We start from the raw sequence: 15936 nt of genomic DNA on the forward strand, positions 1-15936 counted from the left end.
GTCATAAGGATGACAGGCCGCTGTTCACCGCCGTTTCACCGTTTCAGTGTATGCCATCGAACGGTTAACCGCCGGAAACGGTGGCAGGTACGAGGGAACGGGAACAGCCGGGGACTTTTCCCCTTCTGCAGGGACGACGGCCGGTACCGGCCGAGCCCTTTCAGCACCGCGTTTCGGCCTGCCGAAAAGGCCGGCCGGCAGGCCGGGAAACCCGCTGATCAGCGAAACCACGAGCGCCGCCAAATAGGGAATGGACTGGATGACGAGAACCGCCGTCCACATGTGAAGGTCCGGCGTGATGAACGCCTGCTGGTCGGCGATGGCTCCCGCCGCCAGGAGCAGCGCGACGAGCATGAGGGTCTCTTCACGGGCCGCATGAATGGCCCGAAGGACCGCATGGGTGTCCGCCATCTTGGGAGTGCGGAAAAACGGCTTGTCCTTGGTGAAAACCCCCAGCCAAACCGCCTTGGCGATGGTATGGGAAAGTCCGAGGCCCGCCAGGGCGGCCGCGAAGGTCTGGGCGATCGTCGCATGGACCCGGGTCCGGTAGAGATAGATGAGCTTCCCCAGCTTGAAGGCGAAAAGGGCTAGCGGAAGGATGGAAAACTCCATCATGGGCGGATCCACCCGCTTCGGAGCGACGACCATGGCCAGCGACCAGCAGAGCGCGCCGATATTGAACAGCAAACAGGCGCCGTCGGCCATCCAGGGAAGCCAGCCGCCGATGAAATGGTAGCGCTGCCCCCAGGTGAGGCGGCTCGGACGAAGCCCCAGGAGCACTCCCGCGTGCCTGCGAAGGATCTGGACCGCCCCGTAGGCCCATCGAAACCGCTGCTTTTTGTAATCGATGAAAGTATCCGGCATGAGGCCCTTGCCGTAACTCCACGGGATGTAGACAGCCTCGTGGCCGTGCTCGAACACGCGAAGGCCCAGTTCCGCATCTTCGGTGATACACCATTCGCCCCAGCCGCCGATCGCTTCCAGAACCGATCGCCGGATCATGGTCATGGTGCCGTGCTCGATGATGGCGTTCCGGTCGTTCCGAGTGACCATCCCGATCAAGAAGAAACCCTGGTATTCCGCGTAACACATGGCCTTGAAGGCGTTCGCCCGGTCGTCCCGGTAATCCTGGGGCGCCTGGACAACCGCGACCCTGGCATTGGAAAACTGGGGCACCAGATCCCGCAGCCAATCCGCATCCACCGTGTAGTCGCTGTCGATGACAGCGATTACTTCCGCTGCCGGATCGGTCCGGGCCAAAGCGAAGTTTAAGGCGCCCGCCTTGAATCCCGCCAGCGGATCGACGTGGAAGAAGCGGAACCGGTCGCCGAGACGCGAACAATGGGCTTCCACCGGCCGCCACACCTCGGGATCCTTGGTGTTGTTGTCGATGACCAAGACTTCGTACGTAGGATAATTCAATCGAGCGAGAGCGTTCAGCGTTTCGATCACCATATCCGGCGGCTCATTGTAAGTAGGGACATGGATCGAAACCATGGGGAGGGCTCTTTCTTCCAAGGTGAGCGGGTGAAAAGGCCGGCGCCGATCGCGAACCCAAAGCGCTTCAGCCCATTCGTGGGCTTCGGTCAGAAGCACCACGATGACTCCGATCATGCCAGCCATCATGAGGCTCCCGACCACGATGGTAGTCATCGTCAGGTACTGGTCGGTAACCTGGTAGACGATGAGCACGGCGACGGTGGCCGCCGCATACGCGATGATCGCCAGGAAGCTCCTTCCACGATTTTCCAACGTTCCGCTGTCCAGTAGAAGCACCGAAAGGGTGATTCCTGCGATGAGCACGGATATCGCCGCCAGGACCCGCCAGTTCGGAATGGCGACAATCGGCTCGGTGAACGGAAACTTGGGCTTCCGATAGACGTCGTACACACCCCAGTACGCCCCCACGGCCCCTTCCGTGTCCCGTTTCCAAGGCTGATCGAAGGCCTCCATCACGTAGTAGATGTAGTTTTCCCTTTCAGCCCGGGCCAGAAACCTGCGGAGAAAGACCGCTTCGTTGGCTTCCGAAGCCACCGCCTGGTGGCGGATACGCCCGTTGCTGGGCCAGCCGACTTCCGCGATCACGATGGGTTTGCGCGGAAACTTGGCTTTCAGCTCGGCCAAGCGCTCATCGATATAATCCACCGCCCTTTCCACAGGTACGCCTTCCCAGTACGGAAGCATGTGGACCGCCAGGTAATCCACGTGATCGGCCAGTTCCGGATATTTCAGCCAGACATGCCAGGGTTCGGCGGTGCTCACCGGGACGCCCACCGCTTTCCGAACCCGGTCCAAGTAGCCGATCAACCGCTCGACCGGGATCTCTTCGCGCAGGAGCACTTCGTTTCCCACGATAATTCGGACGACGTTGTTTAGGTTGGAACCGGCCACCTTCAGGAGCGTTTTGATTTCCCGTTCATTTTTTTCCAAGTCCTTATCGATCCAGCACCCGAGAGCCACGTTGATCCCGTGCTTTCGCGCCAGTTCCGGAATTTTCGTGTACACGTCGGCCTCCAGCGTGTACGTCCTCACCGCGTTGGTCTTTCCCGCCAGAAGAGCCAGATCCGCATCCACCTCTTCCAGGCTCGGGTAGTCCCGGGTCAAGGGGCTGTCGTCGGCTCTCAGGGGCGAAAAGGAGAACCCCTGGATCCGCTTCGGCCACACGGGTTCTTCTTCCGGTCGGTTCGCGTAGGCCCAAAGGCCCACGGTGAGGATCGCTATGGACAGACCGATGAGAATGTTGGCTCGCGTCATATCGCTATTTCGTTTCATGGTCTCGGTATCCTTGAAAGATGAAGTCTTCCTGTCCCGGAAACACGCACGTTTCATGCTTTTGACGGCTGTTCCCGCACCGCGCAGGTCTTCGATGAATGCAAAAGCCTCTCCACATGAGCACTTATCGTGAAAAATCAACGCCCTCGCCGCGGATTCGTCGGTCACGGCCTATCCAAAAGACTTTCCCGTGCTGGACTCCTCCGGCATTCAGCCTCGGCACTCTAAGACAAACCATCCCTTCAAACAAGTCAAAGCCGGCCCCATGCCGCCGGCGCCCAAGCCCACCGGATTCCGGCCCTGGCCGGTTTGCCGTATCATTGGATCATTCATTATCGGTGCCGCAATCATTCGTTTGATGCCGCAACCCTCATGCGGCGCACAGGTGAATCCACCCTGCAGCCCGCTCAACTCACCGCCGCCGTCCGGAACACCAGGAACTTGGAAGCAAGAAAGTTCACCAGCAGTCCGGCGAGGGATCCGGCGGCGACACCGAGGAAGAGATATGACGACACCAGTTGCGAACCATGCACACAGAGGGCATACACCCCGTAATTGACGGCGCCACCCATTGCGTTGACCGTCACGTAAAGACCCCATTGCCGGGCTCTTGCACGATGCGCCACGGAAGATCTGAATGTGAACCGGCGGTTTAAAGCCCAGGTGGCGGTCGCCGCAACAAGGAAGGATAAGACCCTAGAATCGTAAGGGCCGCCGGAAAAAACCTCGACCATGACGTGAAGCGTCCCGGCGTCCACCACGAAGCCGATGGTCCCCACCATGCAGAAGCGAAGAAACTGTGCGGAAAACGTCATGCCGAGTCTTTTCCGTTACCCACCGCCGGGACCGACAGGTAAAACAGCCGCTTCATTTCCAGCCGGCCCCTCGTCACTGTATCCAGGATGAATCCCGCAGTAAGGCTGAGAAACGCCAGCAGCATCATGCCCGTGGAAAGAATCGCCGTGGGAAATCTCGGCACCAGCCCCGTTTTGAGGTAGGTGACCACAATGGGTACGGCGAGCGCCAACGATGTGGAAGCCAGCGCTCCGAAAACGAGCATGAAAAAGGCGAGCGGCCGTTCTTCGCGAAAGAGTGTGAGAATCATCATCAGAATGCGCCAGCCGTCTCGGTAGGTGCGGAGCTTGCTCGTCGAGCCCTCGGGACGTGATCGATAGGGGGTTTCGATCTCCGCAATCGGCATCCTGAGTTCCAGCGCGTGCACCGTGAGTTCCGTTTCGGTCTCGAAACCCTGGGCGAGCGCCGGGAAGGACTTGACGAACCGCCTCGAAAAGACACGGTATCCCGAAAGCATGTCCGTGAAGGTGCGCCCGAAAAGCAGCGCCACGCACCGGGTGAGCAGGCGGTTTCCCAGCTTGTGGCCCGCCCGGAATGCAGTGGTTTCGAAGCGCCCGAAGCGTGTTCCGACCACCATGTCGAGCTGTTCGTCCAACAGTTTGCTCACCAGGACGGGAGCACTCGAGGCGTCGTAGGTATCGTCGCCGTCCACCAACACATAAACGTCGGCATCGATATCGGCAAACATGCGCCGCACCACGTTCCCCTTACCCTGCTGAATGACGCTTCGGACCACGGCACCGGCTTCGCGTGCCACCAAAGCGGTCCCGTCCGACGAGTTGTTGTCATACACGTACACCTCGGCCCCGGGAAGAGACTCCTTGAAATCCCGGATTACCGCAGCGATCGACCGGGCTTCGTTGTAGCAGGGAACGAGGACGGCCAGGCGGTAGGGACTGAATGGTTTGCGATGGTTCATATGTTCGAGCGATCCCCTCCAACTTTTGCCACAGGGCAGAAAAGGAGCGGCTGCTCGATGCGCTGCTCGATATGCGGCCGCAAGGGAACACATCCGTCCGCCTTTCTTTCCAGGCCGTAAGCTTCGAGCGCCGCGTCCGTCGATTCTTCTTCATATTCGCGATAGATGACGTAAATGCTTCCTCCGTGAGCCTCGATGGCCTCTTCCATCCTTTCGTCAAAGCGATTGGGCGAGGAAGAAGGGCCCGTGAAGTAACTCAAGATACGCAAGAAACGTACCTCCTTTGGAAAAAACGGGACCAGGTAGGCCATGGGCTCCGTTCCCGCCATGAGTACCAACGTTCGATCCGGAGCTTCCAATTCCGGCGGCCGGACTCCGAAATAATCGTCCCCCCAAGGCACGCGGCCCCAGTCCGCCGGCTGGCTGCTCAACATCAGAAAAAGCATGCAGCCGGAACTCAGGTAAGCAAAACAGCGGCGGCTTCCCAGGAAAACCTTCAAAATCAGCCAGATCCCGAGCGGCGCCAGCATTTCCAGAACCAGGAGATACCGATAAATCGCAAACACCTTCAGCCAGACCACAAAGGTGATGATTCCGAACCCCAGCAGGTATCTGGACTTCAGGGCGGATTCCGGCGTCGCGCTCCCCGGAGTCTTTCCTCGCTTCAGCCGGCAAAGAATCCAAGTCGGGAGAAAGCCCGCCAGGCAAACGGTCAGAACCGGAATCCGGAAGTCTCGAAAAAAGGCCTCTCCGGTTCGGTAGGGATCGAAAGCGAAGTTGAAGGGAAACCGTAGGGCCGCAGCCATGTTCTCCGGAAGGAACCGGGCGTCCCGGTAGTCGGCGGCGGCGCCCCAGGGGGATTGAAACATGTGGTTGAAGTACGGAAAGAGTGGGTTGCCGTAGCGCTGCCAGAGTTCAGTGAACCAGAAGCCTCCCGTGGCGGCCATACCGGCCAGAACCCCTATGCCGAAAAGAAAGGCCGTAAGCACACCCCGTTGCAGACTTGGTCCGGCAACCAAGAAGGCCCCGCACAGACCCACGGCATAGACCGCCGTGGGTTGCTTGAGTCCCGCGGCGCATCCGGCAAGGCAGCCCGCAAATAAGACGGCTTTCCGGCAAGCCGCTCCCCGCTCTTCCTTGAACCTTTCCACCGTCCCCAAATTCAGCCACAGGCTCCACAGAACCAGGCAGCTCAGGATCGTATCGGCAAACGAGGTCCCCAGTTCGCCGAGGAATCCGCCACCGGTAACTCCCGCCACCATGACAAGAAGGACACCCCATGAGCCCTCGGTCAAAAACTTACGGGCGACGGCGTAAATGAGCGGTCCGTTCAGCCCCTGCAAGGCTCCGATCGCGAACCCCACCACCTTGGGCGGAAGAGCCGCCACAGCATGATAGAAAGGAATGTAAAGCAGCGGATTGTAGAAATTGGCCACCTGGGACGGCACCACGTCGTGGTCGAACCGGCCCTCGAGAAACGCATACGGGATATAGAAATGGTAGTTCCTGAGGTCCCAGTTAGCGTCCTGGCCGAAAAGCAGGGCCGCGATCCCCCCGAACAAGGGACACGCTAACCAGAGCACACCCATCATCGATTTTTCGGATTTACCGCCTTCCGCCATGGACGCACGTTCCGACGCGGTTCTTCCCGATCTACCGGACGGCAAACCTAATCCAGTCCGCGGGATAACGCAACGGCAATTTTCTTGGTAGCGTAGAAAATAATAGACGTAATATGTGATGCCAAATTCTATTTCCCCTCCCCTTGTGGGAGGGGATTAAGGGGAGGGGGACAGCGGGATTTTTCGACCTTCGTTAACCTTTTTGCTTAAGGTGTCTACTTTAGAACGCTACCGATTTTCTTGGGCGAGATCCTCTGTTTTCCGGCTCCCTGACGGCTATGCCGAAGATGTGAGGCGCTACAGGATCCTGAGCAGGCCTTGGAGGGGCTCATGCCGAAGATTCTTCCGGAGCCGATACGTGCTCCAGAAAAACGCAGCCATCACCGGGCTTCCCTCCTGGATCTGAACATCTTGCAGTGCGACATCCTTTTCGGCGAAGGTCATGTGCTGCAGCAGGATCGTTCCTTCGCATGGGATTGAGCGGCGTTGCCGTTCCGGCAGGAGGCGTCGGGCGGTTCCGGCAGAGGTTCTTCAGCTGCTCGCACTGCTGTAATGGCGGACCGCGTAACGCCAGAGCCAGGCACTGAGTCCGAAAAACACGGCGGCGATGACGGTGGACACGAAGGCGAGCAGCCATCCGGCACGGCCGAGCACGGCCGCGGCGGGGAAGGTGGTGATGAAGGCCACGGGCACTACGAAGGTGAGAAGCCCACGCATCCACTCGGGATAAACGGTCACGGGAAAGCGTCCCGTTTCGTACACGGCCAGAAACAGCTCGGTGATGTTGTCGATCCGGACGAACCAGAAGCAGGTGGTCATCATCGCCAGCCAGATGCTGTAGAGGATGACGGAGCCGTTCAGGAGAAAGAGGGCGAACAGGGCGACATCTGGCGCTCGGGGGACGAGCCTGAGCCCGACGAGCCCGTACAGGCACACGGCGATTCCCACCAGAACATCGGCGAGGCGCCACACGGCCAGGTTTCGAAAGGTCGCCATGAACTGGCTGTTGACGGGCTTGACCAGAACGAAATCGAAGGTGCCCAGCCGCACCTGTTCCACCACGCGCACGAGGTTGGGCTGAAGCACGGCCTCGATGAGCCCATTGAAGAGTGTATAGAATCCAACCACCAGCAAGGCTTCGTGGTAGCTCCAGCCTCCCACGAAATCCCGGTGATGGAAAAAGATCTGGAGTCCCAAAAGCGCGAACGCGGTCCAGAAGACGCTCATCAACACGCTGGCGGCGAAATTCGCCCGGTATTCCATTTCCACGAGGAGGGAATTCTTGAAAAAGATTCCCACCAGGCGCACCGACTTGGAAAAGCCGGTCCCTCCCCGGTGAGGCGGTCGGTGATATTCACCTGCGGCTTTCACCTCTCACGCTCCCACCGCACCGTAGCGCCGGACGCCCTTTTTCCACAGGACCTTGTAAAGGCCCCACCAAGCGATCACCCAGGCCGCCTGGATGATGAGCGAGCGGCACAACGCGTCGGAACCCAGGCGCCCCAGCAGGATTTCCACCGGGAGCGACAGCATGTAACGAAAGGGAAGCAACGGCACCCATTCTTTCACGCCCGGCGGAAACAGATCCAAGGGCGCAATAACGCCCCCCAGCATGAGAAGTCCCGCATACCACATTTCATTCAAGGCGAGCGATTGGGTGATCCAAAAGCTCAACAGCCCGATGCAGTATTGCGATAGAAAGCGGACCGCCCAAGCCCCGGCCAAGGAGATTCCGAACCCAGCGAGGTGAACCGGTTCCGTTGCGTAACGAGTTCCCGGGACCAGCAAAGCGGCGGCCGCGATCAACGGCACCACGGTGAGGATCCTGAAAACCTTGTCCGCCAAGTTCAAGGCGATGTGGTCGTGGATGGGATTGATGGGCCGCAGGAGTTTGGGGGAAAGCTCCCCGAGGCGAATCTCGCGGTCCAGGTCCCAGGCGACCCAGACGGTCGTCAGCTGCCGAACCAGCAGGATGGCCAGGTAGTAACTCACGAAATCGCCCGCCCCGTAGGAACCGACGGGACCCGACCGTGCCAGCGACAACCAGACGGTCATCATCACCAAGGGGAGGATATTCGCCAGGATCCAGATGACCATTCCGGCCCGGTATTCGAGGATCAATTCCCAGTTGGCCCTGAACAGGGCGAGGTATTTCCGGACCATGAGATCGATCCGCTATTCCAGGCCCGGTTCCGTCGCGGGCGGCCGGCGTCCGAACAGCTGGGAGACGATTTCTTCGACCGGCGGCTCTTCGATGGTCACGTCATCCAGGTCGAGGGTGGTGAGCAGCCTGGCCGCAGCTTCCGCTGCTTCCTTGCGCGGCACCCTCAAGACGGCCTTCACGCCGTTGCAGTGCCGAACCTCTCCAAAGACTTCCAACTCATCCCGGCGACAAGGGGTTCGAAGGACGATTTTCAGTACTTTGTAAGGCGCCATCCGTTCCACCAACAGCCGCAGGTCGCCGTCGTAGACCAGTCGGCCCAGGTCGATCATAATCACGCGCCGGCAAAGTGCCGTCACATCGGCCATGTAGTGGCTCGTGAGTATCACCGTGGCTCCGAACCGCGCATTGTATTCGGCGATGAATTCGCGGATCCTCACCTGCATGGTGACGTCCAGGCCGATGGTGGGCTCGTCCAGAAACAGAACCCGCGGGCGGTGGAGGAGCGCCGCCGCCAGTTCGCATTTCATCCGCTCCCCCAGGGACAGCTTTCGGACCTGTTTTCTGAGCAGGGGCTCCAGCTCCAAAAGTTCCACCAACTCCGAAAGCACAGCCTGGAAGTCTCCTTCTTCGATGTCGTAAACGGCCTGGTTCACCCGGAACGTTTCGATGGCCGGCAGATCCCAAAGCAGCTGATTCTTCTGGCCCATGACCAGAGTTATTTGCTTGAGAAACCAAGGTGTCCTCTCATGAGGCCTGCCGTTTAAGATCGAGACCCGCCCGCCGGTCGGATACAGGAGGCCGGATAGGACCTTGAGCGTGGTGGTCTTTCCCGCCCCGTTGGGACCCAGGAAGCCCACCACTTCTCCCGATTCGATGGAAAAGGTGATCCCGTCGACGGCCTTTACATCCCGGTAGCGGCGGTTCACCAGGCTTCGCACAGACCCCAGAAGCCCCTCTTCCTTATGGTGGACCCGGTAGAACTTCTGCAGATTCTCCACTTCAATCTGAGGCACGGCCATCTCCGGCGCTTACCACCCGCACTCCGATCGCCGCCCTTCGTCCAGCCTCGTCAGGTCAGCTCCTTTCCGATGGAAAATCCTTTGCCGAGAAATTCACCGATCGCATAGTACTTCTGGGCCTGAGGCGTATAAACGATGGGCTGGATTTTCAAGATATCGGGTTTGCCCTCGTCGTCCAAGCACGATTCGTCCACCTTCACGTCCATGATTTCCCCGACAAACTGGGTGTGGAGCCCCAATTCGTAGGTGTGAACCACATTGCATTCAAGTATCATGGGAAATTCCTTGACGTACGGAGCATCCACTAATTCGCCTTTCACGGGAGTCAACCCCGCCACCTTGAACTTATCAGCGGACTTTCCCGAAGCGATCCCGAAGTAATCGGCTTCCTTCACATAGCGCGCCGAAGGCACGTTCAGGGTGTACGCCCGGCGTTCCATGATGTTCCCGTAGGTGTAGGCGGCCTTCCTGACGGAAACGGTCACGCAGGGAGGCTTGGAACAACAGATGCCGCCCCAGGCGATGGTCATGATGTTGGGATTGCCGTCCTTGTCGTAGGAACCCACGCACCAGACGGGGGTAGGGAAGACAATGGTTTCGGGACCGAAGGATTTCTTCATCGCGCACCTCCTTTTCCAACGACTCCTTCACATTTTCCGCGCCATCTAATAAGCGCTTTGGTCACCTCAAGAACAGGTAATATGGTTACGGCGGCGAGAAGCACTACACCCCAATCAGAGATGCTTAATGAAAACGTGTGAAACGGCTGCTGTAAAAACGGAACATACACTATCAGGAGCAGGAGCATGGTTTCCCACATTATCGCCAGATTAAGCCACTTATTCCTGAAGAAACCAAGCGTGAACACGGAACGCTTGTCAGAACGAAAAGCATAAGATTTGAAGAATTCGATAAGGGCGAGGGTGAGAAAGCATAAAGCTTGTGCCTCTATCATGCCTCTACCTGCATCCAGCGCCCACTTGAATACGCTCAGATTTACCAGAAATGACCAAATTCCTCCGGTAGCTATCAGCAATACCACCGGCCTGGTGAATATACCCTGCCCGCGGGGGCGAGGCTTCTGCGTCATGATTCCCGGATCGGGCGGGTCAACGGAAAGAGCGATGGCCGGTAAACCGTCGGTGGCCAGATTGACCCACAATATCTGAATCGCAACCAGCGGAATGGCTCCGGCCGGGAGTCCGATTAGCGGTCCGAAAAGGATAGCCCCAGCCATCACCAGTATCTCCCCCACATTGGCCGAAAGCAGGTACATCAGGTATTTCTTGATATTGTCAAATATACCTCTGCCTTCCTCCACGGCGGCCACTATCGAGGCAAAATTGTCGTCAGTTAGAATCATATCGGCGGCCTCTTTGGCGACGTCGGTGCCGGTAATGCCCATGGCAACGCCGATATCCGCTTTTTTTAAGGCCGGGGCGTCATTGACCCCGTCCCCGGTCATGGCCACGACGTGACCTCTCTTGGTCAAGGCTTCCACCACCCGGAGCTTGTGGGCTGGAGAGACCCGTGCGTAGACTTCTATGTTCTCTACCTGTTTTTCAAGCTCTTCATGGCTCAGCCTGTCAAGCTCGGCACCAGTCAGGACCAGCCCTCCCTTCAGCAATCCCAGATCTCTCGCTATAGCGACGGCTGTGATCTTGTAGTCACCGGTTATCATCACCGTTTTCACACCGGCTTGGTCACAAAGCTTTATGGCTTCTTTAGCCTCTTCTCGAGGCGGGTCAATCATGCCGACCAGTCCGACAAACACCATTTCCTGTTCCACGGTCTGGTCAATTTCAAGGTCACCGGGAAGCCTTTTGTATGCCATGCCCAAAACCCTGAGGGCATCATCTGCCATAGCTTGAGCAATGGCCTGTATGTTTGCCCTCTCTGTGGCGGTCAACTCCCTTTCCTGTCCTTCTATGTAGATGCAATCGCAGGCGTTCAAAATCTCTTCTGGTGCTCCCTTGGAATAGGCTATCTTCCCATCCCCCGTACGGTGGATGGTGGTCATCCTTTTCCTTTCAGAAGAGAACGGGATTTCTCCGATGCGGGGAAACCGCTCAGTTACGTCTTTCTTCCACAAACCAGCTTTGGCGGCGGCTACCAATAAAGAGCCTTCGGTGGGGTCTCCCTTGATTGTCCAGGCACCATCGATATTATTGAGTGAAGTATCATTACATAGGATGCCGGTATTCAAGAGGACGTAAAGACTGTCTCCCTCTTTCGGCACAAAGGCTATACCATCTACCACAAATTCGCCTTCCGGTTCATATCCAGTGCCGGTAACATCGGTCAGCTTACCATCCGTGTATATGCGGCGAACGGTCATCTTGTTCTGGGTTAGCGTGCCGGTCTTATCTGTACAGATGAAAGTGGTACAGCCCAAAGTTTCCACTGCTGACAATCTTCTAATCAAAGCGTGGCGTTTCGCCATCCGCCGCACGCCCAGTGCCAGGCTGATGGCCACCACGGCCGGCAAGGCTTCCGGAACGGCGGCAACGGCCAGCGCCACCCCCCAGATGAACATCTCCAGAATCTCGTGACCTCTGGCAACACCAAACCCGGCCAGCACGACACACACGAACAGGGCGCCTGTGGCAATCCACTTTCCCGTCCGGTCGAGATTGACCTGCAAGGGGGTCGCCTCTTGTTTAACCTCCTGGAGCATGCCGGCAATCCTACCGAATTCTGTGGCCATGCCGGTACCGGTGACTACAGCCACACCCCTGCCGTAGACGGCCGTTGTCCCCATATAGACCATGTTTAACCGGTCACCCAGATCGGCCTTTGCCTCTACCAATGTATTTATTTTCTCCACCGGAGCCGATTCACCGGTGAGGGAGGCTTCATCTATTCTGAGATTGACAGCTTCAATGAGGCGGGCGTCGGCCGGTATCCTGTCCCCTGTCGCGATAATAACGATATCTCCCGGCACTACTTCTCGGGCAGGCACCTCGATCTCTTTGCCGTCTCTCAACACGGATGCCGTAGGTGCCGCCATTCTTTTTAAGGCTTCCATTGCCCGCTCTGCCTTGTACTCCTGGAAAAAGCCCAGACCGGAAGCAAAAAGGATGATGATACCAATGATGATCGCATCAACGACTTCACCCAGCGCCGCTGAGAGCACAACAGCGATAAGGAGGATGATGATCAGGAAACTTTTGAACTGCTCCAAAAAGAGCATCCAGGGAGAAACCCGCTTTTTCTCCGCCAGCTCGTTAGGGCCGAAACTTTCCAACCGCTTCTGTGCTTCCGCTGTGCTTAAGCCGTTACGGCTGGATTCCAGGGTCTGCAATACGTCTTCAACTTCCAACGCATGCCAGTTTTGCCCGCTAATCATTGCTTGTCCTCCCCCTGTGGCGATCTTGCTCATCATGAAGCTGGCGCAACTCACATAGAAGGTTCTCAAAATACGCCGCTTTTTCTCCTCAGGCCATACTCAACTTTCGCTACTACAGGGCAATCGAGTGCAGATCTTTTGCTTCTTGTTCCCAAGCTGGAGCTTGGGAACAAGGGGGAAATGCTTCTCATGGTGACTGGAACTACTCCATCGCCACAATCACCCGGACAAAAGAGTAACTGTTATTTATAGACGGAGCCAGACCAGCGTCGAAGCACTCAATACACCAAGCAGGTTGAACACGTTGCTGCCCACCACATTCTCGACGGTAATATCCCGCTGTCCGCGCAGGGCGGCCGGAATCGAAGCGGCCACCTCGGGAATCGATGTCCCGGTTGCCACAATGGGGATACCTTCCGCCGGCCGACACCTGTCCATGGAACCGCGGGACGTCTTGAAGTTACCGCCTCTCATGGTAGAATGGGCGTGTGGTGGCCGCGGGAGCAACTTCCAGCACCGCCCGGACCGGCCCTTGCGTTTCCGCGGGGCCGCCCTTGGACAACCCTGAAAACCAGGAGGAAGACGATGCAGGTACTGGTGCTCTACCATTCCAAAGGAGGCAACACGAGAAAACTCGCGGAGCACATTTCCCAGGGGGTGAATTCCGTCAACGGGGTTCAAGCCGTCCTCAAATCCGCCGGAGATGTGACCAAAGACGACTTCGTGAACGCAGACGGCATAATCGCGGGTTCGCCCGTTTACTTCGGCGTTATGGCGGCGGAACTCAAAAAGGTTTTCGACGATTTCATCAGCGTTCGCAAAAAGATGGAAGGCAAGGTGGGAGCGGCTTTCGCCACTTCCAGCGATGCGACGGGCGGGAAAGAAACCACCATGATATCCATCATCCAGTGTCTGCTCATTTACGGCATGATCGTGATCGGGGACCCATTGGATGCCACGGGGCATTATGGCGTGGCCTGCGTTGGGCCTCCGGACCCAAAGACCGCCGAAAACGCCGAAAAGCTCGGCCGCCGCGTCGCCGACTTGTGCCTCAAACTGAAAAAGGCATAATCCCATGGGATCGTCAGCCGGCCTTGCCGTTTTGCAAAAGGAGGTACGGTTCATGCCGGAAGTCTGACCTTCGGCCGGTGACCGGATTCGAAATAGAGAGGAACGGCTGAGGGGTCCACTCCAGGCCACCCAGTCAGCTCCCGTCAAGCCCCCGCGGGGCGGCCCCTTTGTCGCCTGATCTTCCAAACCTCTCGGCGGCTCCCGGCAACCGACGTGTTGTTACGCCTGAATCGCACAAGGGCGCTCGAACCTTTCAAGCGTGAACCGCTCTACAGGATTCGAGCGCCCCTGTCAATCGTCGCCTGATCCACGAACTCTTCCGGAAGGCGAAGCCTATTCCAGGTAGGCTTTCAGCATCTCCTGGCGGCTCGGATGCCTGAGTTTCCTCAAAGCCTTCTTCTCGATCTGCCGTATCCGTTCCTTGGACACCTTGAAGTTCTTGCCGATCTTTTCGAGTGTTTCCCCGGGTTGTCCGTCCAAGCCGAAACGGAGGCGAAGGATCTTCTCCTCACGAGGCTGCAGACCGGCCAGCAGGTCGCGGGTGATTTCGCCCAACTCCCTCGCTTCACAGCCTTCCACCGGCGACTCCACGTTCTCGTCTTCGATAAAATCCGCCAGCCGCTGGTCATCTTCGCCGATGGGCGTCTCCAGCGACACCGGCTGGCTGACCAAGCTCAGAACCATCTGAACCTTGTCCGGAGGAATGTCCGCGCGCTCCGCGATCTCGGCCGGCGTCGGTTCCCGCCCCAATTCTTTCACCAACTCGTGAAACACCTTGAAGAAAAGGTTCTTGAGCTCGATAAAGTGGACGGGCAACCGGATGGTCCGCGTTTTGTCATAGATGCCCCGGATGATGCTCTGGCGCACCCACCAGGTGGCGTAGGTGCTGAACCGGTTTCCCTTGGTGTGGTCGTAGCGCCCGACCGCCTTCAAGAGCCCCAGGTTGCCTTCCTGGATAAGATCGTCGAAGCTCATACCACGACCCCGATACCGCTTGGCGATGCTCAGCACCAACCGGAGGTTGGCCTTGACCATCTGGTGCTTCGCCGTATCGATGGTCTGCATGATCTCCTGACACCGCCGGTAAAGCTCCCTGTACATGGATTGGCCCGGGTTGTCACGGCTGGCCTTTTCCAGAGTGCGCGTGATGACCTTCAGCACTTTGTCGCGGACCCCTGGAAAGCTCTTTTCATGAGCCAAAAGCTTCTCGACCTTTTCATGAAGGTCTTTGATCACCGGGTCTTCGACCGCGTGCTCGGCCACCAACCGCACCAGTTCGTCTTGCCCCTCTCGGATCGTCCTGGCCAGTTCGACTTCACGCTCGGGAGTGAGGAGCGGATAGGAAGATACTTCTCTCAGGTAACAGGATATGTGGTCTTCGTCGAAGTCGTCTTCGCGCTCCGCATTGGCATCCGGCATCTCTTCGTTCTCGGAGTCGTCACATTCCGTTTCGTTTTCCGCTTCAGCAATCGGCTCACGCTTGTCTTCCATGCAAACGATATCCTTCAGAGGGGGCTCGTCTTCCGCCATGCTCGACCCCGGGAATCCCTTCTCAAGGAGGCCTTCAAAGGCATCGTCCGCCTCCTCCCCCTTTTTCACCATAAATCGGAAGGGAGGATACGGATCATGATCGTATTGTTTCATCATCATCCCCCTTTCGTGGGAAATCCAAGGGTTACCTGCCTTCGGCTGGTCTGTCCCACGGGCTTTCAGTGCTCTCGACTCGACCCCTCCTTTCTTGACTCGTGTTTCTCTTTTCTTTCTAATGGTCATACCTGAACAGCCCCATCGCAACGAACCCATTAAATCATAAGAATGATTCCCACCTTGGTCAACCGATCCCGCACCCAGCTCGGTCCGGTTCTTTTCCCGGCGCCTTGGTGTCGGCGCGGATAACGCCCGATTCGCGATAAAGTGTTTCCAGCAGCTGGTGCAGGTTCCGGCCGGTGCGCGCCGAAACTCCCACACACGGCAGTTCCAATCCGGAAAGCTCCAGAAAGGCTTCGACGTCTTCCAAATCCTGTTCCCCGTCCACTTAGTTCAACGCCACCACCGTCTTTTTGATGAGTCGTTAAGACCTCAACCTATTGTCAATCCGGGCCGAACCGCATATAGGGTTGCTTGATCATTGAATGGCATCCGATCTTCAACTGTCGAGAGGAACC

General features: G+C 57.8%; 13 protein-coding genes and 1 pseudogene. 2 read left to right on the forward strand and 12 right to left on the reverse strand.

Features of this window, described 5'->3' with window-relative positions; genetic code table 11:
- Window positions 1-24: 24 nt before the first annotated feature.
- The 4 genes from FDQ92_RS06035 to FDQ92_RS06050 all read right to left on the reverse strand — a co-directional run bounded on the left by FDQ92_RS06035 (window position 25) and on the right by FDQ92_RS06050 (window position 6168).
- On the reverse strand, window positions 25-2772 hold the full coding sequence (locus tag FDQ92_RS06035; protein WP_281276849.1) for a glycosyltransferase: 2748 nt from the start codon (window positions 2770-2772) through the stop codon (window positions 25-27).
- A gap of 407 nt (window positions 2773-3179) precedes the next feature.
- Window positions 3180-3587: a GtrA family protein gene (locus tag FDQ92_RS06040; RefSeq protein ID WP_137423749.1), complete on the reverse strand. Its 408-nt coding sequence runs from the start codon at window positions 3585-3587 to the stop codon at window positions 3180-3182.
- Window positions 3584-4546: a glycosyltransferase family 2 protein gene (locus FDQ92_RS06045; RefSeq protein ID WP_137423750.1), complete on the reverse strand. Its 963-nt coding sequence runs from the start codon at window positions 4544-4546 to the stop codon at window positions 3584-3586. The genes FDQ92_RS06040 and FDQ92_RS06045 overlap by 4 nt, the downstream gene beginning before the upstream one ends.
- A complete protein-coding gene (locus FDQ92_RS06050; protein WP_137423751.1) occupies window positions 4543-6168 on the reverse strand; it encodes a hypothetical protein in 1626 nt (541 codons plus the stop codon). The genes FDQ92_RS06045 and FDQ92_RS06050 overlap by 4 nt, the downstream gene beginning before the upstream one ends.
- Before the next feature lie 330 nt (window positions 6169-6498).
- Here FDQ92_RS06050 and FDQ92_RS15200 point away from each other — a divergent pair, with 330 nt between their 5' ends.
- Window positions 6499-6648, forward strand: coding sequence for a hypothetical protein (locus FDQ92_RS15200; RefSeq protein ID WP_170180218.1), 150 nt, complete (start codon window positions 6499-6501; stop codon window positions 6646-6648).
- A gap of 51 nt (window positions 6649-6699) precedes the next feature.
- On the opposite strand, the gene FDQ92_RS06055 is transcribed toward FDQ92_RS15200, so the two are convergent.
- The 6 genes and pseudogenes from FDQ92_RS06055 to FDQ92_RS15415 form a co-directional block, all read right to left on the reverse strand.
- A complete protein-coding gene (locus tag FDQ92_RS06055) occupies window positions 6700-7539 on the reverse strand; it encodes an ABC transporter permease (protein ID WP_137423752.1) in 840 nt (279 codons plus the stop codon).
- A 3-nt stretch (window positions 7540-7542) separates the two neighbouring features.
- Window positions 7543-8331, reverse strand: coding sequence for an ABC transporter permease (locus FDQ92_RS06060; RefSeq protein ID WP_137423753.1), 789 nt, complete (start codon window positions 8329-8331; stop codon window positions 7543-7545).
- A 12-nt stretch (window positions 8332-8343) separates the two neighbouring features.
- Window positions 8344-9351 carry an ABC transporter ATP-binding protein gene (locus FDQ92_RS06065; protein WP_137423754.1) on the reverse strand — a complete coding sequence of 336 codons (1008 nt, stop codon included), beginning with the start codon at window positions 9349-9351 and terminating at the stop codon, window positions 8344-8346.
- Between the two features lie 50 nt (window positions 9352-9401).
- On the reverse strand, window positions 9402-9971 hold the full coding sequence (locus FDQ92_RS06070; protein ID WP_137423755.1) for a flavin reductase family protein: 570 nt from the start codon (window positions 9969-9971) through the stop codon (window positions 9402-9404).
- The gene (locus FDQ92_RS06075; protein WP_246041854.1) at window positions 9968-12736 is read right to left on the reverse strand and encodes a cation-translocating P-type ATPase; all 2769 of its coding nucleotides are present in this window, start codon (window positions 12734-12736) and stop codon (window positions 9968-9970) included. Before FDQ92_RS06075 ends, FDQ92_RS06070 begins: the two co-directional genes overlap by 4 nt.
- Before the next feature lie 225 nt (window positions 12737-12961).
- Window positions 12962-13114, reverse strand: a pseudogene (locus FDQ92_RS15415) (calcium/sodium antiporter); the annotation flags it as partial.
- A 171-nt stretch (window positions 13115-13285) separates the two neighbouring features.
- Between FDQ92_RS15415 and FDQ92_RS06085 the strand changes: the two are divergent.
- Window positions 13286-13771 (forward strand): flavodoxin family protein, encoded by a 486-nt coding sequence (locus tag FDQ92_RS06085; RefSeq protein ID WP_137423757.1) that lies wholly within the window; start codon window positions 13286-13288, stop codon window positions 13769-13771.
- Window positions 13772-14104: 333 nt separating this feature from the next.
- Here FDQ92_RS06085 and FDQ92_RS06090 read toward each other — a convergent pair whose 3' ends face one another.
- A complete protein-coding gene (locus tag FDQ92_RS06090; RefSeq protein WP_170180219.1) occupies window positions 14105-15421 on the reverse strand; it encodes a sigma-70 family RNA polymerase sigma factor in 1317 nt (438 codons plus the stop codon).
- 181 nt (window positions 15422-15602) lie between these two features.
- Window positions 15603-15788: a hypothetical protein gene (locus FDQ92_RS06095; protein WP_137423759.1), complete on the reverse strand. Its 186-nt coding sequence runs from the start codon at window positions 15786-15788 to the stop codon at window positions 15603-15605.
- Window positions 15789-15936: the final 148 nt, after the last annotated feature.

This window comes from Desulfoglaeba alkanexedens ALDC (assembly GCF_005377625.1).
Taxonomy (GTDB): domain Bacteria; phylum Desulfobacterota; class Syntrophobacteria; order Syntrophobacterales; family DSM-9756; genus Desulfoglaeba; species Desulfoglaeba alkanexedens.

What these genes read in the sequence shown, in the direction of transcription:
- FDQ92_RS06035 (WP_281276849.1), bottom strand. Translation starts at nt 2,772, where the DNA reads ATGAAACGAAATAGCGATATGACGCGAGCCAACATTCTCATCGGTCTG.
- FDQ92_RS06040 (WP_137423749.1), bottom strand. Translation starts at nt 3,587, where the DNA reads ATGACGTTTTCCGCACAGTTTCTTCGCTTCTGCATGGTGGGGACCATC.
- FDQ92_RS06045 (WP_137423750.1), bottom strand. Translation starts at nt 4,546, where the DNA reads ATGAACCATCGCAAACCATTCAGTCCCTACCGCCTGGCCGTCCTCGTT.
- FDQ92_RS06050 (WP_137423751.1), bottom strand. Translation starts at nt 6,168, where the DNA reads ATGGCGGAAGGCGGTAAATCCGAAAAATCGATGATGGGTGTGCTCTGG.
- FDQ92_RS15200 (WP_170180218.1), top strand. Translation starts at nt 6,499, where the DNA reads ATGCCGAAGATTCTTCCGGAGCCGATACGTGCTCCAGAAAAACGCAGC.
- FDQ92_RS06060 (WP_137423753.1), bottom strand. Translation starts at nt 8,331, where the DNA reads ATGGTCCGGAAATACCTCGCCCTGTTCAGGGCCAACTGGGAATTGATC.
- FDQ92_RS06065 (WP_137423754.1), bottom strand. Translation starts at nt 9,351, where the DNA reads ATGGCCGTGCCTCAGATTGAAGTGGAGAATCTGCAGAAGTTCTACCGG.
- FDQ92_RS06070 (WP_137423755.1), bottom strand. Translation starts at nt 9,971, where the DNA reads ATGAAGAAATCCTTCGGTCCCGAAACCATTGTCTTCCCTACCCCCGTC.
- FDQ92_RS06075 (WP_246041854.1), bottom strand. Translation starts at nt 12,736, where the DNA reads ATGATGAGCAAGATCGCCACAGGGGGAGGACAAGCAATGATTAGCGGG.
- FDQ92_RS06085 (WP_137423757.1), top strand. Translation starts at nt 13,286, where the DNA reads ATGCAGGTACTGGTGCTCTACCATTCCAAAGGAGGCAACACGAGAAAA.
- FDQ92_RS06090 (WP_170180219.1), bottom strand. Translation starts at nt 15,421, where the DNA reads ATGATGATGAAACAATACGATCATGATCCGTATCCTCCCTTCCGATTT.